Genomic DNA, 24,862 nt, shown 5'->3' on the forward strand with positions numbered 1-24,862 from the left:
CACATGTCAATCAACAGCAACATGTATGACCTGCGAAATCTCCGAAGGTTCTCCATTGTCATATTCATAGCATCCCATGTCTATCTGCCTGCCCGACAAGCGTCTCTGCATATCCAGATCAAATTCCATATCCGATGCCAAGCCTGCATTTCCCGCGTCAACACACAACGATTGCTCTGAAAGCGAATAGGAATACACATTCCAGTCATCAGCAGTCATACCGTCACCGGCATATCCTACAACCGGTGCCGGATTCAAGAGACCTGGCGTAACAGTCTCAGACAGTACTACATGCCGCACATCATCGCCATCCTCAAACTTCCGGCTGTCACTTTCCACAGCCGAATTCATCGACACAATTTTTCCTCCACCATCCTTACCGGAGTTCTGTCCGTAACTGCTGTAAATGCCGTTTCCACCGATGTTGTGCCATATCACCGAATTGTATATGCTGATATTCGAGCCGTTGTCGCCCGTGCCTAATGCACCTCCCGGACCAGAAGACTGATTGTTTACTAACGTGCAGTTGACTATCTTGGCCGTAACACCGCCTCCAACCTGCACCGCCCCGCCATTGCCGGATGACGTATTGTTCACAAAAAGACTGTTCTCTATCGTTACGTTACCACGATGACAATGCAGTGCCGCACCGTTCTTACCGTCAGAAGTACGGTTGTTTCTGAATATGCAGTTTATAACTTTTGCCCCACTTGTAAGTATTGCTCCACCGCCATTACCGTTTCCATTATCGGCAGCACCGCTCATTCCGTTCTGCACTATGATGCCGTCGAGCACAGTACCTACCGTTTTCTCAAGTTCCACATTGCGCAAAGGCGACACTTTTCCTCCTCCGTCTATCACAACAGGATTATTTTTCCAGTCACGTTCCGACAAATGTTCCTCCGTTCCATCAAATCCTCCGTACATGGCAACATTATCAATATTGACAGAAGCTGTCACGTTATATACACCCTCCTTCATCCATATCTGTGCCGACGGATATTGCGGAGCTATTTCCACCGCATGCTGCAAAGTTGTAGCATCTGTCCAACTTTCACCGTTACTATTCTCATTGCCGTTGGCAGACACACGTATTATATGGTCAGCATACTGCCGGTATGCCTCGTCAAACCATTCTATAGCCATCTGCTTGAGCCTTGCCGTCACTCCAGCATTTGCTGCCGCCACATTGAGAGTCTCGTTATAATCGTTCTTCATGTCGTACAGTTCCACATTGCTTCCGTCTGCATTCACAAGCAATTTCCAGTCACCCTCTCTCACAGCAATATGCGGACTCACCCGGTCCTTCTTTGTCTTTCCGAACTCCCAGAACAAAGGTTTCTCACGCACCTCCTGTTCCTTTCCGAGCAACGTACTACTCATATCCACACCGTCGAGCTGATATTCGGTCGGCATATCGGCCCCTCCTATTGTGCACAGCGACGGGAAAAGATCCACCGCACACACCACCGACCTTTCGTTCACCTGCCCCGGTTCTATTACTCCAGGCCAGCGCACGATGAAAGGCATTCTTATTCCACCCTCATACAGTGTCCCCTTCTGCCCGCGGAGAGAGTTTGTACGATGTCCGTCAAACGCAGGAGCCGGTCCGTTGTCACTGGTGAATATCACCATTGTGTTGTCGTCGATGCCCAGATCCTTCAGTCCCTGCATCAGACGTCCTATCTGATTGTCAAGCTCCTTAAGCACAATGGAGAATGATTCGGCCGATTCCCTCTGGCTGGCCTCATCGTTTTCATACACCCACGGCGTATGCACATCGTCCGGCCAAAGATTCACAAAACAAGGTTTTCCTTTGTTCCGCGACAGGAAATCGAGCGTCTTATCCACAAAATAAGCCGTACGGTTCCATCTCTTCACCTCGTCCGTAGGCGCCCATATCCAGTTTGATGATGTCAGTTTAGGATCTGGATCAGGACTTTCCCATGTCGACGAATATTCGTCAAAACCATAACGGGTTATCGACGGAGCATTCTTCACGTCGCGTCCACCTCCCATGTGCCACTTACCGAAGTGTCCCGTCATATATCCTCCGGCCTTCAGCGCCCTCGCCATAGAAGGTGCCGAGGCATCAAGAAAATCGTTCTGCTCGTTTGCGGCATTTCCGGCACGGTCCTGCAAAAATGTCGTTATGCCCCAACGCGTAGGATACATGCCAGTGGTGATTCCCGCACGCGAAGATGAACTAATGGGACACGAAGTGTAATATTGCGTAAATCTTATTCCCTCTTCAGCCATACGGTCTATGTTCGGCGTAGGAACATAGTCACCGCCATAACACGACGGATCCGAATATCCCATATCGTCCACATATACAACTATAATGTTAGGCTTATCCTGCGAAACAACCGGCAAACCACACGCAAGCATCACCGGCAGCATAACTCTGCGTTGATTCATAAGAAAATAAAAGGTTTAAAGTGAAACATCAGCTTTGTTCAGGTATGATAAAATTACGACAAATACCTGTTCATCATAAAACAACTGTCCCTCATCACTGTTATTTTTCCTGTTTATTAACATACATACACAAACAATAACAGCAAATCACTGTATCCGTCTCTCCATTATGCACCCTCGCCCACTAATCCTATGAACGACAACGGGCGGATGCCCACTGTCGCACCCGCCCGCTTCGTATTATATATTATATATGTACGCGACGTCACACTTCGTCATCATCCATCGGATAACGCACACCCCACTCCCTGCGAAGCGAGTCGAGCATCCCCATCACGCGCAGCGTCTCAGCGTGCGGCATGTCGTCACACTCCAACCGTCCGTGCTCCAATGCGTCGATACAAGCCTGCACTTCATATTCATAACCCGTTATCTGCAGCGGACAGCATACTGTGCGCACCAGCTGGTGATCAGTCGAATAAATGTCCACGCGCTGCGGATTGTTTATGTTGTCAACAATGAAATAACCCTTGTCGCCACTCACAATGCCCTGCCGGTCGCCCGCACAGAACACGTTACACTGCAGCGCAGCCATTCTGCCGTCGGCATACTTGAACGTGATGCTGTCCTGAAAATCCATACCCTCGTCCGACTTTATCACTGTAGAACTTATTTCGCTTATGTCATTACCGAACGCCATGAGCGCGAAGTTTATATTGTAAAGTCCTATATCGAGCAGCGCACCACCTGCCAGTTCCGGCCTGCGTATGCGTTCCTTATGTGCTATGGGATAGCTCAGATGCGCGGTCAGAGTCATCGGGCGACCTATCGTGCCGTCGTTCACCATGGCGTTTATAGTCTTTGTGAACGGCATATAGCGTGTCCAGATAGCCTCGGTGATGAAAACATTCTTCTCATGCGCCAGCTTCAGCAGCGCCTCAGCCTGACGAAGATTGGCAGTGAAAGCCTTCTCACACAGCACCGGCTTGCCGTGCTCTATGCACATGCATGCGTGCTCATAGTGGTGTGAATGTGGTGTCGCAACATACACCAGGTCCACCTCCGGATCGTCCAGCATTTCCTCGTACGAACCGTACGCACGGCTCACGTTGTGGTTTTCGGCAAATGCACGTGCCTTGTCAATCGATCTCGACGCCACGGCATAAGCCTCCGTACATTCCATCTGTCCCACTGTCCAGGCCATGGCACGGGCAATGGAGCCTGCACCCAATATTCCGATTTTATATTTCTTCATATATTGCTTTTCATTAATTATTTAAGCACAAAATTAATCATTACGCACATTTCCGACAAGTATTAACTTTAAAAAAGAATATATGTCCATATTATAAAATCCTTATTGTAATAACAAACTTAATATTTTTAACATTTTCGAATAAGGGTTCATCAGCAGTTGTGCGTGATAGTATATAATAGAACCAAACAAATAGAAATTTCATAGAGTCAATTTTCCACTTAAAAATAGATTATAGCAACTATTGCACACAAATAAAAAATTCTGATTATGAGGATTAAGACTTAAACAGGAACATCACTTTTCAATAATGGTGAAACATATGGATACACCATCTTTCGTAAAGGGCAGCATGCAAAAGACGATAGTGTGTAAATATGCAAAGCGCATGTTCCATAACTGTTTACCTTATAATATAATAAGAAAGCATTGGCATAATGTCATATCAGATTATAACTATCCAAACTAAATGTAAAATTCAAAACTATTGTACAATGAAAAGAATCACTAATTTCAAAAAATCATCTGTCATCATTTTATCGCTTCTGTGCCTTTTAGTATGTTACGCCTGCTCCGATGATACGCCGGAAGTATACAAAGTTCGTGTTCACATAGAAGCCAATACTAACGAATCCGTAAGAATATATGGTCTAAAAGATTCCTCACCTGAAAAAGGTTTGGTTATTCGAAGCAGCTATGATAAAATCTATAAAACAGAAGATAACGGATTGTCAATTGAGGCAAGATGCAATGATGAGAGCACTTTAATAAATATAAAAGTCTGGGTGAATGGAAAACTCAAAGCAGATGTGTCCGGTAATAAGTATTTAACGAGCGGGTATATTCGTTTTGATAAATGACGTCGTGAGTTCAACAAATTCAGGATAATACAAGCTGTGTATCAATCGTTCTCGTAACATTGATGCACAGCTTTTCTTTGAATTAAACACATGATAAATACGCTTCATTACAGATTTAAGCGTATATTCTTACATCATTAATTATTATAAAAAAACTTGCAAAATTGAAAATCAGCTAAGATAAATCATCTGCCATATAAAATAATTTTATAAATTTGCTCTCGATGAGCATAGCAATTATCATTTGTAAATCTTTCTTTTTCAATATTATAAAGATACGATAATTATCGCTAATCACTAATTATATAAGCATTTACAATTCATCGAACTCACATTAAGATATATTTCTATTATAATCTCACGTGAATTTAAATAAATATTAACTTTATTTATTATTTATGTTTTGGTAATAACATCTTGTTTATTTATTTTTGTTTATTAAAATAGAAAAATCTTTAATTATTAAAGATAATAATATTATATTTATTAATCTTTACAAACTATATTATGGGACTTTTTGATTTATTATTTAAGAATGATAATTTTAATTCATCTCAATCATCTTATAAAAATTATGTAATAAGAGATTTTCATTCTCACATAGACGAACTAAACTTTCTAGTCAAATATACAACTCAATATTTGTATGATGAACGTCCTGGATGTTGTGCAAGGATTCCAGAGAGATATTTTGACAATTTTCTAAATTCAATAAAAAAAGTAATAGATAACGAAAGATATTTCGTATTATTAAAAGGAGAAAATGATAGTTATTTTCTTAAATATAACAATTTAATTGTTTTTCATGCATATTGTTGGTATAAAGATTCCGACGGAGATCTTCATCGCCCATATAGTTTATTTGATGGAAAAATTTTTATTGATGCAGCTAGTGACGATATGAAAATGAAATACGAAGATTTTTATAATGGGTATGCTTTTATTTTTTCTTCAAAACCATACGGATATCAAAAAATAAAGGGAAGAAGCTGAAAATCCCATAAAACAGAGTAAGCAAAACTTAATAACAAGTATTATGAAATACAAAAAGCCAAAAGTAATTGCTAAGAATTTACCTACTGGTGCTTATGCTGCTGGATGTCCTGAATGGCATGAAGGTTTTTACTACGAATGCCTTGAATGTGAACGCAGTAAATAAGTAAGAATCAATCAGCAGTGTATAGTTATTTTCTATACACTGCATTTTTAATGCAAAAAAATATTTACAATATGCTTGTACGACAAGATAGAAATTCTTTTATTCGTCGACGAAACGGATATGGATACATAATGAATCAGATGACATTTTATGATCGCTATTATGATGAGGTCGGAACAATTTTTCTTCTCACACTTTCTAGAGAACCACAGGAAGTGGAAGATATTGTTAAAAATCATTTGTTACCAAAGTTTGAGGATGCTGATTATAATACTATATATTCTGATTTTGTTGAATTCCTTAAAGATTTGGAGAGAAATTTATTTATTGTAACAGGAAATACTATTGAAGAATTGAACCAAAAGGAAATGAACTTTTCATATTCAAATGGTAATATGAAAACACAAAGTTCTGATTTTACTCAAAAAACACCATATTTAGTGGAAGAAGATAGCCAATCTTTTAGTTTGAATTCTGAACAAAATAGACCTAACTTACAGTCAATCCAATTTGAACTCACAAGTCGTTGTAATGAACGATGTATACATTGCTACATTCCAAACACGAAAAAGAATAACGGTTCAGATATGCCTGTTGAGAAAGTAAAGAATGTAATTGATCAATTTTCTGACATGGGTGGTTCACATGTGACATTATCAGGTGGAGAAGTTTTTATTTATCCAAATTTTATAGAAATATTAAGATACTGTCGTGAGAAAGATATGCGAATTTCTATTCTATCTAATCTTATTGCAATGCGTAATGAACATATTGCTGAAATAAAAAGGGCAAATGTATCAATTATTCAAACATCATTATATTCAATGATACCAGAGCATCATGATTTTATTACAACAATCAAAGGCTCATTTATACGCACAAAAATTGCAATAGAAAAGTTAGTTACAGCTAATATCCCTGTCCAAATATCTTGTCCAGTAATGAAAGCTAATGCAAAAGATTATAAAGATGTCTTATTGTATGCCAAAAGTTTGAATATTAAAGCACAAACTGATTATATTATGATGGCACAATGTGATTTTGACAATAAAAATCTTGCCAATCGACTTTCTCTTAAAGAAACAGAAGAATTGCTTCGTGATATTATAGAATTCGATATTTCATATAGAAAAGAAACACTCATGAAACGTCCAAAGAGTTATATTAAATTAAACAAAAAAGAATTTGAGAAATTCAAAAGGCTACCACTTTGTGGAGCTGGTATAAATACATGTTGTATTGCAGAAAATGGTGATGTATATCCCTGCTCAGGTTGGCAAGGAATGGTGATAGGTAATGTAATGAATCAATCGCTATCAGAAATTTGGGAAAACTCTGAAAAAGTAAAAAAATTGCGTGGCATAACGCAATCAGACTTTCAGCAATGCTTATCATGTGAAGCGTTAGATTTTTGCTCACGTTGTTTAGTACGTAATTTTAATGAAAGTAATGGTGATATGTATAAAGTTCCAAAACATTTTTGTGATGTAGCTTTTCTTAACAAAAGGCTTGTTGAAGAATATATGGCTAAAAATTGTTTGTCATTATGATCGATGTTCATACACATATAGGACAATTTTATGAATTGAATGTAAGTGCAAAAATGATATCTGAGTTTATGCAAAAAATGCAAGTTGATTATTATCTTACTTCTTCAACGTCAATTACTGAGGGAAATTATGATAAAGTTTTGCATGAATTACATGAAGTTGTTTCACTAAGTGACGGGAAAGCATTACCTGTTTTGTGGATAACTCCTCAGATGTTAAGAGATGATAAAGAATATGTGTTTTTAAATAGTGAATTAAAATGGTATTGCATAAAAATTCATCCACAACTTGATCCTAATTTTTGGCAAGTAGAAAATGAAGTAATGAATTATGTTATAAGTATTGCACAAGATCTCAAAATTCCAATTTGCATTCATACAGGTGAAAAAAATAATTGCGAATCATTAAAATTCTTAAACATAATAAATAATCATCCCACCCAATATTTTATACTTGCTCATGGAAGACCTACTAATGAAGCAATTACAATGATGAAGAAATTTAAAAATACATTTGTAGATACTGCATTTATGTCAGTAGATACAATATTATCATTTGTTAATGAGGAGTTAACAGATAAAATATTATGGGGATCTGATAGTTGTATAATAAAACATTATTACCCTAGAATAAATATATCGAATATTTATTTTAATAAAGTGGAGACACTAAAACGCTTAACAGATACAGAAACATTCAATAAGATATCACATCAAAACGCTAAAAATCTTTTTAAATTGTCCTAAGTTCTATTACCACATTCTTAAATTATAACTTCTGTAAACTGAAACTGTTTTAAGAAGTGTGTCTGCGTAAATTCATAAACCTAAAACGATCATTAGAAATTCTCAGTGTCGCATAGCAATGAAAAATTCTAATGACCGATTTAGTTTATGTCGGGGAAATGCTCCACCCCTAATACTTCCAACTTATACTGATTACGCGAGTTCGGAATAAGTAAAGCGCACAGCTATCATCGTATTTAATTCCAAACAAGTCATATATCATTGTTATGAGAACGATTGACCCACAATCGGCATTGCTCAGAATTAGTAAAACTCATAAATAACAAATTGACATCGCCACGTACGATTTATTATTAATGTAAGACCGGGGCTTATCTTTCGGTATCTTTTCATGCTTCTAAAGCAACTCTTTTAAAGAAAACCCGGAAGACGAACTTACGATTTTTCTTGACTTTATTTTGACAAAAATTTTTCGGAAAAGAGGTGTAAAGAAATGTTAAATCAGATATAATAAAGGCAGTTTCGGGCTGTGAGGTCTTTTGATATACCCTATACCATAGTACGGAATAGTTCGAATTGCATTCTGATAATGCCTGTTTGAGGGTCTAGTTACGCCCATATCATGGTGTGATATTGTGCATATCAGGCCATGAAATGGGCTGTATCACGTGCTAAAACGGTGCTTATTGCAAGCCATGGGAATGGATATTGAATGTAAGTTATTGACGTTCAACGTTTTGCTTAATTCTCGTATAATTCGCGTATTTGCGTCCGAAGGAGAGTCCGCGCGCAAATACGCGCTGGATTTTTGGGGTAGAACAGGAAACTCGAGCGGAAAAATCGAAATCCGGTTATAATTTGAAAGTTGCCTATATTGGTTTCATTATGGAAGAAGAAAACAATGCCTTTTCGGGAGTGAAGCCACAATTTTTATATTGGGATCAATACTAAGCAGATTTATACCGAGCCCAGACATTATTTTCCAGTTTTGTCGTTGTATCCTCTTTTCTCTATTATTTTAATAATACATGAGGTGGTTCTACTATATCAAAAATAAAAAACGACGCTTTTTTATTCTTCTGTTGTTCTCGCATTTCGCTACATATATTATAATATAGTATGCGGTTCGGTAATGCCAGATTCGGAAAAACAAAGTTTCTACATTTTGTCGTTGCGCTCACTTTTCGGTATCTTTTAATAAGACAGGAGGCGACTCGACAAAGCCCATACAAATAAACATCCATTTCTTTGTCTTGTCTATGTTCTCGCCTTTCACTATCTTTTCATAAGACAGGAGGCGGCTCGGCAATATCAAAAATAAAAAAAAACGGCATTTTTTTATTTTGCTATTGCGCTCGCCTTTCACTATCTTTGCCGCATATAAATCAATGCCATAACTATGAAAACAGAATTCGAGAAGATGAGGAGCGGGGAAATGTACCGTTTCGACAAGGGCGAGATATACGAGAGTCTGGTGCACGCCAAGCGGTTGTGCGCGCGTTTGCAGACCATGACTATAAACGATGACGACTACCGCAGCGTGATAGAGGAACTCATACCGGGCATTCCCGAGTCGTCGGCCGTATGCCCGCCGTTTCACTGCGACCACGGCAACGGCATCATAATAGGGCGCAACGTATTCATAAACTACAACTGCGTGATGCTCGACGGGGCGTGGATACGAATCGGCGACAACGTGAAGATAGGACCGGCATGCCAGCTTTACACTCCGCATCATCCCATGGACTACGTGGAGCGGCGCGAATGTCAGGAGACGGCCTACCCCATCACCATCGGCGAGGACACCTGGTTGGGCGGCGGATGCATAGTTTGTCCGGGCGTGACAATAGGCAAGCGCTGCATCATAGGGGCAGGTTCGGTGGTTGTGCACGACATTCCGGACGACTCACTCGCCGTAGGCAATCCGGCCGTAGTGAAACGCAGCCTTAAATGAACAGGGCGCAGACGCATACAGAATTGTGTGATGCGTCTGCGCCCTGCGCCTGTCAGAGCGGCGAACAGGCATTCTCAAGCCATCGGCGCTCGTCGGGTTGGAGATACGACGACAACTTTTCGTAAACACGGCGGTGGTAATCGTCGAGCCACGCCCGTTCCTCGTCTGTAAGCATTGATACTATTATCGGCGTCTTGTCTATAGGGCAGAGAGTGAGCGGTTCGAACTCAAGGAAACGTCCGAACTCCGTCTCCATATAGTCTTTCACCATCAGCATGTTCTCCGTCCTCACTCCGAAGCGTCCCGAAAGATAGAGTCCGGGCTCGTCGGTTACGGTCATGCCGGGCACGAGCGGTGCCGGACGCCACTCCATGCGTATCTGGTGCGGACCTTCGTGCACGTTGAGATAGGAGCCCACGCCGTGACCCGTGCCGTGCAGGAAGTTCATGCCCTCGCGCCACATCGCCATGCGTGCGGCGGCGTCGAGCTGAGTGCCAGACGCTCCGTATGGGAACTTCATGTTCTGCAACTGCAGGTGTCCCTTCAGCACGAGCGTATATACGCGCCGCTGCTCGTCGGTCACAGGGCCGAGAGCAATAGTTCTCGTTATGTCCGTAGTGCCGTCGGCATACTGCGCTCCGCTGTCTATCAGTATCAGACCTTCGGGCCTCAACATGGCGTCGCTCACCGGAGTGGCCTCATAATGCACTATCGCACCGTGCTCCTGATAACCGGCTATGGTGTCGAACGACAGGTCTCTGTACATCGGGTCGGCCGCACGCAGCTCGCGCAAACGCTCGCTGACGGTTATCTCTGTCTGTCCGCCACTCTCCACGGCAGGCTTCAGCCACATGAGGAACCGTACCAGAGCCACACCGTCGCGCACCATAGAGCGGCGGAAGCCTTCGGTCTCGGCGGCGTTCTTCACGGCCTTCATGGCAGGCACTGGCGACGAGTGTCTTATCACGTTGTGCGCCGTGGCCACCTTATATAGCGTATAATTGGTCTCGTCCGGATCAATCAGTATGTTGTATTCCGGATATTTCTTCAGCCCGCGCACCACGTTGGCGTAGTCGTCCGTTGCCACTCCGTCGGCCTTCAACGCCGCCACTATCTGCGGCGACAGTTTCTTGCGGTCGATGAACAGCGTGGCCTTGTCGTGCGCTATGAGCAGATAACTCACGAACACCGGGTTGCAGTGGACGTCGGTTCCGCGCAGATTGAGCGTCCAGGCAATGTCGTCGAGTGCCGACATGAGCATTCCGTCGGCATGCACCTCACGCAGTGCGGCACGTATGCGGCGCAGTTTGTCGGCGCGGCTTTCGCCTGCATACTCTATGTTGTGCACGCAAACCTCACCCTCAGGCACAGCCGGACGGTCGGTCCATATCTCCTCCAGCACGTCGAGATTGGTGCGCACGGTTATTCCTCCCGCCCTGCGCAGGTCGGCGATGAGAGCCTCAGCCATTGTCGTGCTGCAGCTCATGCCGTCGATACCTATCTCTGTCGATGCCGCGCCTTGCAGCTGCGAGGCAATCCAACGGGCCGGTGTGGGCGTGCCTTCCACACGCTCCTTCATCAGCACAAACTCCGTATTGCGCAACTGTTCTTCGGCTGCCAGGAAGTAGCGCGAGTCGGTCCACAGCGCGGCGGCGTCCATAGTGACCACCGCAAGTCCCGCCGAACCGTCGAAACCCGATATCCATTTGCGTCCCTCCCAGCGCGACGGCACATACTCACTGCCGTGCGGGTCGGTGCTCGGAAACACGAAAGCGGCGAGGTGTTCGCGCCTCATCACCTCACGCAGGCGTCCGAGTCTTTCTTCTATGACGTTTTCCATAAATTTCCGTTATTGGTTTAGTGTTATTGCAAACTTACAAAATTTATTCCTATTAACGCCTTACACATTATATATTTTAACGCGCGCGACGGTTTCCCCGCATCTCGTCAGGTCTTCTGCCTTACATTCCGTACGTGGAGGGACAGCCCGGAATGTATCACACGAAAAGGCTTCCCGGCATTTTTCAGGCTCATAATGAATGTTTTGTCAGGAAAAAACCTTATCTTTGAAACCGCAGACACAATTTTCTTTCCTTTGTGCCTGACACACAAAGATACATAAAGCGTATCGCCCTAAACCTGAGGAATGCTTATCATAATAAAACTATTACATATACATCACGATTAATAACATCTATTATGGACATCAAGAAATCCAGACAACTGCTGTTGTCCGCTACTGCCGCACTGCCGGTGGTGGCTGCCGCACAGGCCGAAGACCAGCGGCCGAACATCATGGTAATCATGGTGGACGACATGGGATATTCCGATCTCGGATGCTTCGGCGGCGAGATACATACGCCGAATCTTGACGCGCTCGCAAGCAACGGCATGCGCTTCACACAGTTTTTCAACGCAGGACGAAGCTGTCCTTCGAGAGCCGCGCTGATGACAGGACTCTACGCCCAGCAGGCCGGCATCATGGGCATGGGACAGAGTCTGAACAACGAATGTGTCACAATACCCGAGGTTCTCAAGACCGCCGGATACCGCACGGCAATGACCGGCAAGTGGCATCTGTCGCTTACGCAGGGCATAGGCAACAACGCCGACCAGATGGCGTGGCTGTCGCATCAGAACACATTCAACAACCGGCCGTTCGCTCCCGTGGAGACTTATCCGTGCAACCGCGGATTTGACGAGCATTGGGGCACCATATGGGGCGTAGTAAACCACTTCGACCCGTTCTCACTCGTGCACAACGAAGAGCCTATATACACCGACGCAATACCGTCTGACTTCTATTCCACCGACTTCGTAACCGACAAGACCATCGATCTTCTGGACGATCTGTCGACAAAGGAAGAGCCTTTCTTCATGTACGTTGCATACAATGCCCCGCACTGGCCGCTCCATGCCAAGCCGGAGGATATAGCAAAATACAAAGGCATGTACGACGAAGGATGGGACGTGCTGCGCGAGAAACGCTACGCACGCATGGTGGAACTGGGACTGATAAGCCCCGGACAGACGCCTGTATCGCGCAACGAGTCGGGACGGCTTTGGGAGAACGAGACCGACAAGGAGTTTCAGGCAGCCAACATGGAGGTGCATGCGGCCATGATAGACTGCGTGGACCAGGGTGTGGGACGCATCATACAGAAACTCAAGGACACAGGTGAATACGACAACACCATCATCATATTCTCATCCGACAACGGCGCTTCGTCGGAGAATTACGGCATAGGCGAGTTCGACAGACACGACCGCACACGCGACGGACAGATGGTGACGCACAACTCGAGAACGCCGGGCGACGAGCTGTCGTACAACTATCTCGGCACTGGATGGGCCGGAGCCATCAACACCCCGTTCCGCTACTGGAAGGCGGAATCGTTCCACGGAGGCATCGCCGCCCCGACCATCGTGCACTGGCCGGCAGGAATGAAGAGCGGACGCGGCACTATAGTGGACGAGCCTTGTCACTTCATCGATGTCATGCCGACATGCATATCGCTTGCAGGTGCCGAATATCCTACAACCTACAAAGGCCACAACATTCATCCGCTTGCAGCCGAGGGCCGCAGCCTGCTGCCTCTGATAAGCGGCGAAGGCGAATGGAACGGCGAGCGCACTCTGTTCTGGGAGCACGAGAACGGACGCGCCGTACGCGTGGGCGACTGGAAGATGACATCGCTGCGCAACGGTGGCTGGCAGCTGTTCGACCTTTCGAAAGACTATTCGGAGACCAATAATGTGGCAGCCGAGCATCCTGACAAGGTGAGAGAAATGAAGGCATTGTGGAACAACTGGGCCAAAAGCGTAGGACTGAAGGTCGAGGAAGACATGCCCGACACGGACAAGGAACTGCTGTTCTATTATCCGTTCGACGGTGACCTTAACGACAAATCGCCCAACAATTATCCGCTCACCTCAAACGGACACAGTTTTGCAGAAGGTAAATTCGGGCAGGCTCTGTCGCTCAACGGCAAGGCGCAGTATCTGGATTTCAATACTACCGGTACGGTAGATACCAAAAATACGCAGTACACAATATGCGCCTGGGTTTACGATGAAGAGACAGCCGTGCCGACATCGGGCACCGTAGAAGGAGGCTGTTACTTCCGCGACGAAATCATAATGGCACAGAAAGACAACAGCGGAACAGGCCGCATATTGCTCTACACACGTCTGGAAACACCAACGACAGGCGGCGACACAAAGTATTTCTTCAACAATTTTCTCGGCAACCGGCACAATCCGGCATCCGAAGGTTCGTTCAAACGGGGTGTCTGGCAGCACGTAGCCATAGTGTGCAATCCGGCAGACCGCACCGTAACCTACTACATAAACGGCGAGCGCGACCTCACTGTCTCCACCAATGCTTTCGAAGCATGTCAGGGCGGTTTCCGCATCGGAGGACACAAAAGCAACAAGGACTACTGGCACGGAAAGATTGACGAGCTTTACTTTTTCAGAGGTCTGCTGTCTGCAGAAGAGATTCGCGATATACGCGACAACACTTATTTCACCAACAGTATAGACAGAGCCGAAGCGTCAGACTTCCGCGTTGTCTTTGACAACAACACCCGCACACTGCGCGCCCACGACGGAAGCACAATGAAATCCGTGGCACTTCACTCCTCCACCGGACAGGAGATAATGAACGTGTCAAACAAATCCCACATATCACTGAACAACCTTCCGAAAGGCGTATACATAGCAAGTGTATCAGGAAATACCGGCGACAACGTATCGCTTAAAATCACACTGTGATACATGCAACTGCGTATTTTTCCATAAAAAACATATTATGAAGGGCTGGAAAATCTTTCCCGCCCTTCATTTTCGCCTTTAGCAGCATTCACAATTATTTATCACAAAAGCATACAAACCACAATTTCATTCATCTGCTATCGGTATATCCGAAACTTACATTCGGAAAACCGACATGCAGATTGTATGTTTTCAGTGTATTATTAGACTTTTTTTCTTATTTCACACCCTTTCTCCCGTTTCAGACATAAAAGCAGCAGACATCAAATAAATTATAAATACCAATAGTCACTATCGAAATTTCCGTTAACAAGATATTCCCCACCCTTTGTCAAAACGATACCTTTGCAGCGTCAAAAAAAATATTTAACTATGAATGTTTATATAATCACATGGGCGTTTATCGTAGGAATCCTGATTCTTACATTTGTTTTCAGAGCAATTGAAAACTTCCGCAAAGAGTGTAGCAACAAAGAGAATGATTCTCACTTTTTCGAAATCAGCAAAGACAACGAACTGTTTTATTGCCCTGGCGACGAATATCTGATCGATGAACCAGAATACATGTAATATACCGGCAGGCAACAACAGCCTGCCGACCACCAAGGAAGTCTGCATGTTTCTTTCAGACTATGCAGCATGGCTGATGGGTTGCGGCGCTACATGCGCACGCATCGAGAAGAACATACGTCGCATGTCGGAAGCATTCGGAAAAGAATCCGACATGGCCGTGATGCCTGCACACATACATCTGTCTGTATGGGACAAGGAGCACACCGAGTCATACAGCAATATTAAAAGAATACATAAGTGCGGCATCAGCTTCAACATCAACACACGCCTTAGCAAACTCAGCTGGGACGTTGCCGACGGACGCGCCGACTTCAAGAAGGCATGCAGCGAGTTTGAAGAAATAACCAAGACCAAGCCGGAGAACCAACGGCTGGTGCTTCTGCTCGCATCACTGGCCAACGCAGCTTTCTGCCGTCTTTTCGGAGGCGACGCAGCAGCAATGCTCACAGTGTTCATCGCAACACTCGCAGGCTATCGTCTCAAGCAGATAATGCTCAGCGAGAAGGCCGATGTACGCCTCACATTCTTCTGTTCTGCATTTTTCTCTTCGGTCATCTGCACCGGAGCCCATCTTTTCGGATGGGGCGATACGCCGGAAATAGCAATAGGAACAAGCGTGCTTTATCTCATTCCGGGTATTCCTTATATCAATTCGGTGAGCGATATGCTTGACGGTCATTACATCTGCATGTTCGGCAGACTGACCGATGCGATTGTACTCACGGCATGTCTTTCGGCCGGACTGTGCGCCGGACTGCTGCTAATGGATCTCAGTCTGTTCTGACCGGGACCGCGTCATGCAGCATCCTCTTTTACAGGAAACGCTGTATGACGAAACAAATTTCACAAAAGAAACAATAAAAAGACTATTATGCTTTTCCAAATATTGCAGGACGGATTCTTCGCGGCCATAGCAGCCATAGGTTTCTCAAGCATCAGCAATCCGCCGCGCCGCACATATCTGTATTGCGCCATCACCGCCGCCATAGGCCATTCCGTGAGATTTATTCTCATGAACAACGGCGTGTTCCAGACACACATCATTCTGGCAAGCACCATCGCAGCATTCATCATCGGTATAGTTGCCGTATATCTGACCCGTTTCACCAAGAGTCCGGCCGAGACATGTTTCTTTCCGGCGCTTCTGCCAATGATTCCGGGAATGTACGCCTATCACACAATCGAGGCACTGCTCATGTGTCTTTATCACAGCGAGGAACCGATATTCAATCATTATCTGTATCTCCTGACATTCAACGGATTCACATGCGCGTTCATAATAATCGGCATGGTGGTCGGTGCGACGATACCTGTATTCTTATTAAAAAAGATATCTTTTCAGGCAACAAGGTGATAAATATTGTATATTTGCATACGTAAAACGTCACCGTGTGACATAAATACGCAGGCAAAAAAGAAAAATATATGGAACTCAGACAGCTGAAATACTTCGTCAAAGCCGCCGAAACACTCAATTTCTCAGAAGCTGCCAAGGCTCTGTTCATAACCCAAAGCACACTCTCGCAGCAGATAAGACAACTCGAGCAGGAGATGAACGCGCAACTCTTCATGCGCAACAGCCACAACGTAAGCCTCACGGAAGCCGGCGAAGAACTGCTGCCCTATGCCCAGAACACGCTGCACTCGGCCGACACATGCATAGACCGGATACACGATCTGCAGCATCTGCTCACGGGCACACTCAACATCGGTGTGACATTCACATTCAGTCCGATTCTCACCGAAACGCTCATGACATTCATGAAACAATATCCTCAGGTGAAGCTCAACATATTCTACGAACCAATGGCCAACCTGATGGAGAAACTCGGACACCGCGAACTCGACTTCGTTCTGGCATTCAAACCGACTGTCCACTACGATGAGATAGAGTCGCACGTGCTCTTCGGCAATCATCTCGCAGCCGTTGTACAGGATAACCACCCGCTCGCCCAGCACGACATGGTAACACTCAACGAACTGACCCACTACGACATAGCGCTGCCGTCGAAAGGACTGCAGGCCCGCAACGCCTTCGACAGACTGTCGTCAGGTTTTCAGGGAAAACTCAACGTGCGTATAGAGCTGAACGAAGTGAACATTCTGCTCAAACTGATACGCCAGAGCCAGATGGTCACAATACTCTCGGAAGCCACCATACACAACGAGCAGGGCGTGAAAGCTGTGTCGCTCGACATGCCTGGAAACGGTATGGAAGGATGCGTACACGTGCTGAAGAACGTGTACAGAAAGCGTTCCGCACAGGAGTTCCTCAGAATGCTGAGCGAATCGAACGCCATACGCGAACGCCTGCGCGACTGGCTCTGAGAAACGAAAAAACGATAATAAGCCAAAGATTCATACATAACCAGTCGGCCCGAAAGGGCTGCAAACACGCCATCCACACTGTGAATGGCGTGTTTTTTGTTAAAAAATCTTATATATCCAAGCCTATAAGGTTACAACTTATCGCATAAGTTGTTAACTTTGCACCGACAAAAGATACACACATTTCATCGGATTATGAAAATGAATTTATTCGGGACAACGATTCTTTACACAAATAAAATCCATCGTTTCCATCACTGGGGAGTCGCAGCAATAATTTAATACTGCGTCCACAGCACTGTTTTCATAATTCATAATAATTTTTCATTCATTTTTATTTCATAGTATGAGCAAATCATTTTGTCTCATAGCATCGCTGTGTGCGGTGCTGTGCGGACACGGGCTTCATGCCCAGAACACCGACCGGCGCATGCTCTCACTCGACGAGATGTTCCGGCTGGCCGACGAGAACAGCAGCAGTATAAAATCGTACAACACAGGCAAGGAGGCCGCCGCCATGGCCGTGAAGACAGCCAAGGCACAGCGTCTGCCCGACATAAGCGCATCATTGTCGGCAAGCTACCTCGGCGACGGCTATCTGTGGGACCGCGACTTCAGCAACGGACAGACGATATCCATGCCCCACTTCGGCAACAACTTCGCACTGCAGGCATCGATGACCGTTTACTCTGGCGGTGCAATAAACAGCGGCATTGCGCTCGCCGAACTTGGAGAACAGATGGCCGCGCTCGACTGGCAGAAGAACCGGCAGGACATCCGCTTCATTCTCACGGGCTACTATCTCAACCTCTTCAAACTGGAAAACCAGGCATCGGTGATAGAAAAGAACATCGACCTGACGAAAATCGTGATAAAGAACATGGAGGCGCGCCGCGAACAGGGCTCGGCACTGAAGAACGACATCACCCGATACGAGCTGCAACTCGAGAATCTGAAACTGCAACTGACCAAGGTGAACGACGCGAAGAAGATAATGAACCACCAGCTTGTCACCACACTACACCTGCCGACAGGCACCGAGATTGTGCCCGACACCACTCTGCTGACCTCCGACGCCGTGGCTGGAAACGAGGACGAGTGGCAACAGAAAGCCTCAACCTCCAACCTGTCGCTGCAACAGAGCGGCCTCAACGTGGAGATGAGTCGTCAGAAGGAGAAGCTCGAGCGCTCCGAACTGCTGCCCAAGATAGCCGTTGTGGCGGAGGAACACCTCGACGGCCCGATAACGATTGAAGTACCGGTACTGGACAACAACTTCAACTACTGGTTTGTCGGAATAGGCGTAAAATACAACATATCGTCGCTCTTCAAGAGCAACAAAAAGGTGAAACAGGCACGACTGCAGACCCGACAGGCCATGGAGCAGCAGACGCTGGCACGCGAACAGGTGGAGAATGCAGTGCAGGCGGCTTACACCGACTACCTGACATCGTTCACCGAACTGCAGACCCAGAAGAAGAAAACCGAACTAGCACGACAGAACTACGACGTGACAGACAACCGTTACCGTAACGAACTGGCACTGCTCACCGACATACTCGACGCGAGCAACACCAGACTGGACGCCGAACTCGGACTCGTCAACGCACGCATAGACGTGATATACAATTATTATAAAATGAAATACTTAACCCACACCCTTTAAAAACAGAACATCATGATAGCAAGAAAGACAAGACGCATCATCTACAACACCCTCATAATTTGTTTTCTCATCGGCGGAATAGCCTACGTATGCTCACGCTTCATCCACCTCGGCAACGTGGAATATACTGACAACGCGCAGGTAAGACAGCACATAACGCCTGTCAACACACGTGTGCAGGGATTCATCAAGCGCATCTGTTTCGACGAATTCCAGCCGGTGAAGAAGGGCGACACACTCGTAATAATAGAGGATTCGGAGTTCAGACTGCGACTGGCACAGGCCGAAGCTGACCTGAGCAACGCCATGGCCGGACGCTCTGTCACAACGGCCGGCATTGAGACCACACAGAGCAACATCAGCGTGAACGAAGCCGGAATAGAAGAAATGAAGGTGGTGATGGACAACGCGCGCCGCGAACTGCAGCGCTACGAGAAGCTTCTGAAGGAAGACGCGGTCACCCGCCAGCAGTATGACAACGTGAAAACAGCATACCAGACAGCCAAGGCACGCTACGAACAGGCCTCACGCGCAAGACGAAGCACATCACTCGTGAAGAACGAACAGACGCGCCGCCTCACACAGAACGAGGCAGCCGTAAGACTGGCACAGGCAAGTCTCGACCTGGCACGCCTCAATCTGTCGTACACAGTCATCACCGCCACATGCGACGGAATGACAGGCCGCAAGAACATACACGAAGGACAGCTCGTACAACCGGGCCAGACGATGGTGGACATTGTCGATGGCACCGACCTCTGGGTGGTGGCAAACTACCGCGAGACACAGTTGCCCGACATACACGAGGGCGCTGAAGTGACGATGACTGCCGACGCCGTGCCGGGCGTGACATACCGCGGTGTGGTGGAATCTATATCAGACGCCACCGGAGCAGCCTTCTCACTCATCCCGCAGGACAATGCCACGGGGAACTTCGTGAAGGTGGAACAGCGCGTGCCGGTGCGCATAAGACTCGAAGGCAACAGCGCGGCCGACATGAAGAAACTGCGCGCCGGGTTCAACGTAGAATGTAAAGTGAAACACTGATCATGGGAGCACCTGTACTCAACGGGCCGTTCACCATGCCCATGTTCCGCAGTTTCGTACCGCGCAAACTGCAACCTTGGATCTACGTGGTGTTCGCCTTCATGTTCCAGATGTCGGGAGGCGTCTATCTGGGCGCGCTCAACGAGATGGTGGGAGGCCACTCACTAATGCGCGAAGACCTTCAGATGTGCCTTTACGCCAACCTTGCCGGCATGGCCATCTACTTTCCCGTGCTATTCCGCATGAAGTTCCGCTTCACCAACAAGACCCTGCTCACGGCGTCGGCCCTCGGCATCCTGCTGTGCAGCCTTGCGGCACCGCACATCACATTCCTGCCCCTGCTCTGGGCCGTATGCTTCGTTGAAGGCATCTGCAAGATACAGGGCACATTCGAATGTATGTCCACCATACAGCTGTGGATGACGCCGAAGCGCGACTTCACGGTGTTCTTCCCGCTGCTGCACATCATCATTCTCGGCAGCATGCAGTTGTCCGATCTGCTCACAACATACCTGATGTATCATTTCCACTGGACATACATGCACCTCTACACAGCCGGCACAATGCTCGTGATGCTCACGGTGCTGACGTGCTGCGTACGCCACTTCCGCTTCATGCGCAAGTTTCCGCTCTACGGCATCGACTGGCTCGGCGGAGCATTGTGGGCAGCCCTGCTGCTCGAAGTGGCCGCACTGTTCGACTACGGCGAGTATCTCGACTGGTGGAACAGTCCCGTCACATGGCAGCTCGCAGCGGTCATTGTGGTAAATCTGATATTCTGCGTATGGCGTATGCTCACCATCCGCCATCCGTATCTTGATCCGAAAATATGGACTTACCGCCACTACCTGCCTCTGCTCGGCCTCATCACACTCGTGGAGATGATTCTCGGCACGGAGCACGTGCTCGAAGAACTGTTCTACGAAGGCGTGATGCACTACGAGGCCATGGTGAGTGTCACCACCGACTGGTATGCATTGGGCGGCATTCTGGCCGGATGTCTTTTCGCATACTGGTGGATGCACATAAAAGGCTACAACTATCTACGCCTCATCATCATCGGCATGACCACACTGACGGTTTATCTCATTGGCTTCTACCTCACCGTTTCGTCCGAGCTTCACATCTCGCAACTCGCGCCGATGATAGTGTGCCGCTCGTTCGCCTACGCCATACTCAGCGCCACGTTCATGGTATGTCTGGAGGAGATGATGACCTTTCAGCACTTCTTCCAGGGCCTGAGCGTGTTCAACATGCTCCATATGATTGTGGGAGGAGTGATAGGCGGAGCCATCTACTCACGCATGATCAACTACTACGTGCCCGACAACATGGCGCGCTACGGAGCGTCGGTGGACAGCGTTGCAGTGAGCCGGAGCCACATAGACCTTGCCACATTCATGCAGGAATTCACAACCCAGGTAATGGAGATAAGCATCAAGCAGATATATGGATGGGTGATATACCTCAGCGCCGGCCTGTTACTGCTCTTCCTACTCTACGATACACCCGTGCACCACACGCTGAAGCTCATGCCATACTGGAAAACTCTGGCCGGCGAAGTGAAACAGAACATCTGGCGAATGCGTAACAGGAAGATATGAAAAACCGCATGCACGATATGTGCCTTATCGCTGCCGGACTGCATAAATATACAGTTTCGGCAGTAAAATATTTTGACAAAAATTTTTCGCAAAATAGAAACGAGGATGTGGGTAGAAATGTATAAAAGACGCATATTATTGCATTTAAAAAATGACAAAAACGAGTGGCGTCGCAATTAAGCCTGTTCCGGCCCTTAATATGCAACATATCAGGCCCTGAAATACTGCATATCACACCCTGAAACGGCCCGTTTCACACCCTAAAACAGCCTGTTCCGCAAGAAGGAACGGGCTGTTCTTTTGTCTTGCTTCATCTAAGTCACTGTGCATCAACATATTACACAACCCTCTCAAAACTCGCGAATTTGCGGCCGGGAGCACTGCCGGACGAAAATATCGCCGTATTTTCGAGTTACGCAGAATATTTATTCATTTCTCCACTCCTTTTTCTGCATATTTATGTACAACCGCTTCCAGTCCATCCTGCACATGCTTCCAGCGGCAGGCAAGGCATCAACAGCCGCCATGCAAACCGCAGCGCACTGCCCGGCACGCACACAGTCAACTTGGGACGTCACCCCTTACGCGTACGCACGCACACACGCACCACTTATTTTTAAGAATAAACAACAATTAAAAAACAAAATAAATACAGCAGATAGTGCAAAATTTATTATCTTTGCATGTAGTTAAACCCGAGCCCCCGGACTTGCCCTCATAAGGCATGACAAAGGGTAAGGCTCATCTGTAAACAACAACTTTACAAACATAAATAATATTTTTATTATGGCATTTTTAACTAATGAGAAACTTACAATCGTCGGCGCAGCCGGTATGATTGGTTCAAACATGGTTCAGACTGCATTGACAATGGGTCTGACAAGTGATATTTGTCTTTACGACGTCTTCTCTCCGGAAGGTGTTGCTGAGGAAATGCGCCAGAGCGGTTTCGGCGATGTCAAGATCACAGCAACCACAGATGCCAAGGAAGCATTCACAAATGCAAAATACATCATTTCTTCAGGCGGTGCACCACGTAAGGCTGGTATGACACGCGAAGACCTGCTCAAAGGCAACTGCGAAATCGCAGAAGGTCTCGGAAAGAACATCAAGGAATACTGCCCGGACGTTAAGCACGTTGTTATTATCTTCAACCCGGCTGACCTCACAGGTCTTGTAACTCTGCTCTACTCTGGTCTGAAACCATCACAGGTTACAACTCTGGCAGCTCTCGACTCAACTCGTCTGCAGAGCGCACTGGCCAAGAAGTTCAACGTAATGCAGAGCGAAGTTAAAGGTTGCGCTACATACGGCGGACACGGCGAGCAGATGGCTGTATTCGGTTCACACGTAACTATCGACGACAGAAAGCTGACCGACATCATCGGTACAGACGAATTCCCGGAGGCAGAATGGGAGCAGATGAAGAAAGACGTTACACAGGGCGGTGCAAAGATCATCGAACTGCGCGGACGTTCTTCATTCCAGAGCCCGGCTTATCTCTCTGTTGAGATGATACGTTCAGTCATGGGCGGTGAGAAGTTCCGCTTCCCGGTTGGTACATACGTTAACACCGAGAAGTACAACCACATCATGATGGCAATGAACACAACACTCGACACAACCGGCGCTCACTATGAAGTACCGCAGGGAACAGCCGAGGAGAACGCTAAACTCGACGCAAGCTACGAGCACCTCTGCAAGATGCGCGACGAGCTTGTTACGCTGAACATCGTTCCGCCAATCTCTGAATGGAGCAAGGTTAACCCGAACCTCTAAGAAACAAACAGACTGATATAAATGAAAAGGTGCGGACAACACGATTGCGTCCGCACCTTTTTATGTTTTCGGAAAGAGGCGGCCACACATGGCCGCGACACACATCAGTAATCATGGTTGCCTTTTCCGTAATATGAATACACGCCCTTACGGCGTCTTTTCGTACTTTTGCATCCGTAAGGACATGCACTGACGGCACGTCCTGCTGGCCGGCCGACCACATACGGCATACAGAAGAGGACACAAAAACAAACTACACAACATGGAAATTATAAAGGACAGATCATTCGGAGGAGAACGCCCGTTGTTCGAAGTGCACAACGTGCGTCTGGAAAACGTGACAATCACCGACGGCGAATCAGGAATAAAACACTGCAGCAACATCGAGGCCGACAAATGCCGGTTCTATGGCAAGTACCCGTGGTGGCACGTAGACGGAAGCCTGATAACCGATTGTTACTTCGCGCCGGAATCGAGATCAGCCATCTGGTATTCGGACAACATGACCATGAAGGACTGCATAATAGACGGGCCTAAGTTCTTCCGCGAGATGAAGAACCTCACACTCGAGAATGTGAAGATAAACGATGCCGACGAGACTTTCTGGAACATCGACGGACTGAACATCAAGAACGTCACACTGCACGACGGCACCTATCCCTTCATGGGCAGCCGCGACATCGTGGTGGATGGTCTGGAGAGCGACTCGAAGTATGTGTTCCAATATGTGAAAAACGCAGAGGTGCGCAACGCACGCATCACAACCAAGGACTCGTTCTGGGAAACGGAGAACGTGACGGTGTACGACTCTGTACTCGACGGAGAGTATCTGGGATGGCACTCTAAGAACCTCAGGCTCGTAAACTGTCACATAGCAGGTGAGCAACCACTATGCTATGCGGAGAATCTGGTGCTTGAGAACTGCACATTCGACGCCGCATGCGACCGTGCCTTCGAATATTCCACCGTGCACGCCGACATCAAAGGCCACATCGAAAACATAAAGAACCCTACGTCAGGGCTCATCGTTGCCGACAGCATCGGCTCGGTGACCATCGACGACAACATACGCCAACCGGCCGACTGCGTCATCCGCACAAGATGACGGCGGACGAACGGCGTTTCTGACATCACAAACAAACAT

Annotated in this window: 19 protein-coding genes; 16 read left to right on the forward strand and 3 right to left on the reverse strand. The window is 46.8% G+C overall.

Annotation, left to right across the window (positions count from 1 at the left end):
* Positions 1 to 6: 6 nt before the first annotated feature.
* Both WKT13_RS06830 and WKT13_RS06835 read right to left on the reverse strand, forming a co-directional pair.
* Entirely contained in the window at positions 7 to 2,421 is a 2,415-nt protein-coding gene (locus WKT13_RS06830) for a sulfatase-like hydrolase/transferase (protein WP_340323324.1), read from the reverse strand.
* Positions 2,422 to 2,686: 265 nt separating this feature from the next.
* The gene (locus WKT13_RS06835) at positions 2,687 to 3,676 is read right to left on the reverse strand and encodes a Gfo/Idh/MocA family protein (protein WP_340323325.1); all 990 of its coding nucleotides are present in this window, start codon (positions 3,674 to 3,676) and stop codon (positions 2,687 to 2,689) included.
* A gap of 494 nt (positions 3,677 to 4,170) precedes the next feature.
* On the opposite strand from WKT13_RS06835, the gene WKT13_RS06840 reads away from it, so the two are divergent.
* From WKT13_RS06840 to WKT13_RS06865, 6 genes are all read left to right on the forward strand, one after another.
* A complete protein-coding gene (locus WKT13_RS06840) occupies positions 4,171 to 4,536 on the forward strand; it encodes a hypothetical protein (RefSeq protein WP_340323326.1) in 366 nt (121 codons plus the stop codon).
* A gap of 507 nt (positions 4,537 to 5,043) precedes the next feature.
* Positions 5,044 to 5,529 carry a hypothetical protein gene (locus WKT13_RS06845; protein WP_340323327.1) on the forward strand — a complete coding sequence of 162 codons (486 nt, stop codon included), beginning with the start codon at positions 5,044 to 5,046 and terminating at the stop codon, positions 5,527 to 5,529.
* Between the two features lie 43 nt (positions 5,530 to 5,572).
* Positions 5,573 to 5,695, forward strand: coding sequence for a hypothetical protein (locus WKT13_RS06850; RefSeq protein ID WP_340323328.1), 123 nt, complete (start codon positions 5,573 to 5,575; stop codon positions 5,693 to 5,695).
* A gap of 71 nt (positions 5,696 to 5,766) precedes the next feature.
* Positions 5,767 to 7,245: a radical SAM/SPASM domain-containing protein gene (locus WKT13_RS06855; RefSeq protein ID WP_340323329.1), complete on the forward strand. Its 1,479-nt coding sequence runs from the start codon at positions 5,767 to 5,769 to the stop codon at positions 7,243 to 7,245.
* Entirely contained in the window at positions 7,242 to 7,991 is a 750-nt protein-coding gene (locus WKT13_RS06860; protein ID WP_340323330.1) for an amidohydrolase family protein, read from the forward strand. Before WKT13_RS06855 ends, WKT13_RS06860 begins: the two co-directional genes overlap by 4 nt.
* 1,399 nt (positions 7,992 to 9,390) lie before the next feature.
* Entirely contained in the window at positions 9,391 to 9,945 is a 555-nt protein-coding gene (locus tag WKT13_RS06865) for a sugar O-acetyltransferase (protein WP_340323331.1), read from the forward strand.
* A 52-nt stretch (positions 9,946 to 9,997) separates the two neighbouring features.
* Here the strand turns inward: WKT13_RS06865 and WKT13_RS06870 are convergent, their stop codons facing one another.
* Complete coding sequence (locus tag WKT13_RS06870) at positions 9,998 to 11,785, reverse strand: aminopeptidase P family protein (RefSeq protein ID WP_340323332.1); 1,788 nt, start codon at positions 11,783 to 11,785, stop codon at positions 9,998 to 10,000.
* 359 nt (positions 11,786 to 12,144) lie between these two features.
* On the opposite strand from WKT13_RS06870, the gene WKT13_RS06875 reads away from it, so the two are divergent.
* From WKT13_RS06875 to WKT13_RS06920, 10 genes are all read left to right on the forward strand, one after another.
* On the forward strand, positions 12,145 to 14,721 hold the full coding sequence (locus WKT13_RS06875; RefSeq protein ID WP_340323333.1) for a sulfatase-like hydrolase/transferase: 2,577 nt from the start codon (positions 12,145 to 12,147) through the stop codon (positions 14,719 to 14,721).
* 372 nt (positions 14,722 to 15,093) lie between these two features.
* Positions 15,094 to 15,291 (forward strand): hypothetical protein, encoded by a 198-nt coding sequence (locus WKT13_RS06880; protein WP_298619279.1) that lies wholly within the window; start codon positions 15,094 to 15,096, stop codon positions 15,289 to 15,291.
* Positions 15,272 to 16,078 carry a threonine/serine exporter family protein gene (locus WKT13_RS06885; protein WP_298619277.1) on the forward strand — a complete coding sequence of 269 codons (807 nt, stop codon included), beginning with the start codon at positions 15,272 to 15,274 and terminating at the stop codon, positions 16,076 to 16,078. Before WKT13_RS06880 ends, WKT13_RS06885 begins: the two co-directional genes overlap by 20 nt.
* 87 nt (positions 16,079 to 16,165) lie before the next feature.
* Positions 16,166 to 16,648: a threonine/serine exporter family protein gene (locus tag WKT13_RS06890; protein WP_298619276.1), complete on the forward strand. Its 483-nt coding sequence runs from the start codon at positions 16,166 to 16,168 to the stop codon at positions 16,646 to 16,648.
* Positions 16,649 to 16,719: 71 nt separating this feature from the next.
* Entirely contained in the window at positions 16,720 to 17,622 is a 903-nt protein-coding gene (locus WKT13_RS06895) for a LysR substrate-binding domain-containing protein (RefSeq protein WP_298619274.1), read from the forward strand.
* A gap of 346 nt (positions 17,623 to 17,968) precedes the next feature.
* The gene (locus WKT13_RS06900) at positions 17,969 to 19,288 is read left to right on the forward strand and encodes a TolC family protein (RefSeq protein ID WP_340323334.1); all 1,320 of its coding nucleotides are present in this window, start codon (positions 17,969 to 17,971) and stop codon (positions 19,286 to 19,288) included.
* Positions 19,289 to 19,300: 12 nt separating this feature from the next.
* Positions 19,301 to 20,335, forward strand: a complete 1,035-nt coding sequence (locus tag WKT13_RS06905) for an HlyD family secretion protein (RefSeq protein WP_340323335.1) — start codon at positions 19,301 to 19,303, stop codon at positions 20,333 to 20,335.
* A 2-nt stretch (positions 20,336 to 20,337) separates the two neighbouring features.
* Positions 20,338 to 21,939 (forward strand): hypothetical protein, encoded by a 1,602-nt coding sequence (locus WKT13_RS06910; RefSeq protein ID WP_340323336.1) that lies wholly within the window; start codon positions 20,338 to 20,340, stop codon positions 21,937 to 21,939.
* A gap of 786 nt (positions 21,940 to 22,725) precedes the next feature.
* Entirely contained in the window at positions 22,726 to 23,718 is a 993-nt protein-coding gene (locus WKT13_RS06915; RefSeq protein WP_298619266.1) for a malate dehydrogenase, read from the forward strand.
* Between the two features lie 262 nt (positions 23,719 to 23,980).
* The gene (locus WKT13_RS06920; RefSeq protein ID WP_340323337.1) at positions 23,981 to 24,823 is read left to right on the forward strand and encodes a DUF3737 family protein; all 843 of its coding nucleotides are present in this window, start codon (positions 23,981 to 23,983) and stop codon (positions 24,821 to 24,823) included.
* The last annotated feature ends 39 nt before the right edge of the window (positions 24,824 to 24,862 follow it).

Source organism: Prevotella sp. HCN-7019 (assembly GCF_037890215.1).
GTDB lineage: Bacteria > Bacteroidota > Bacteroidia > Bacteroidales > Bacteroidaceae > Prevotella.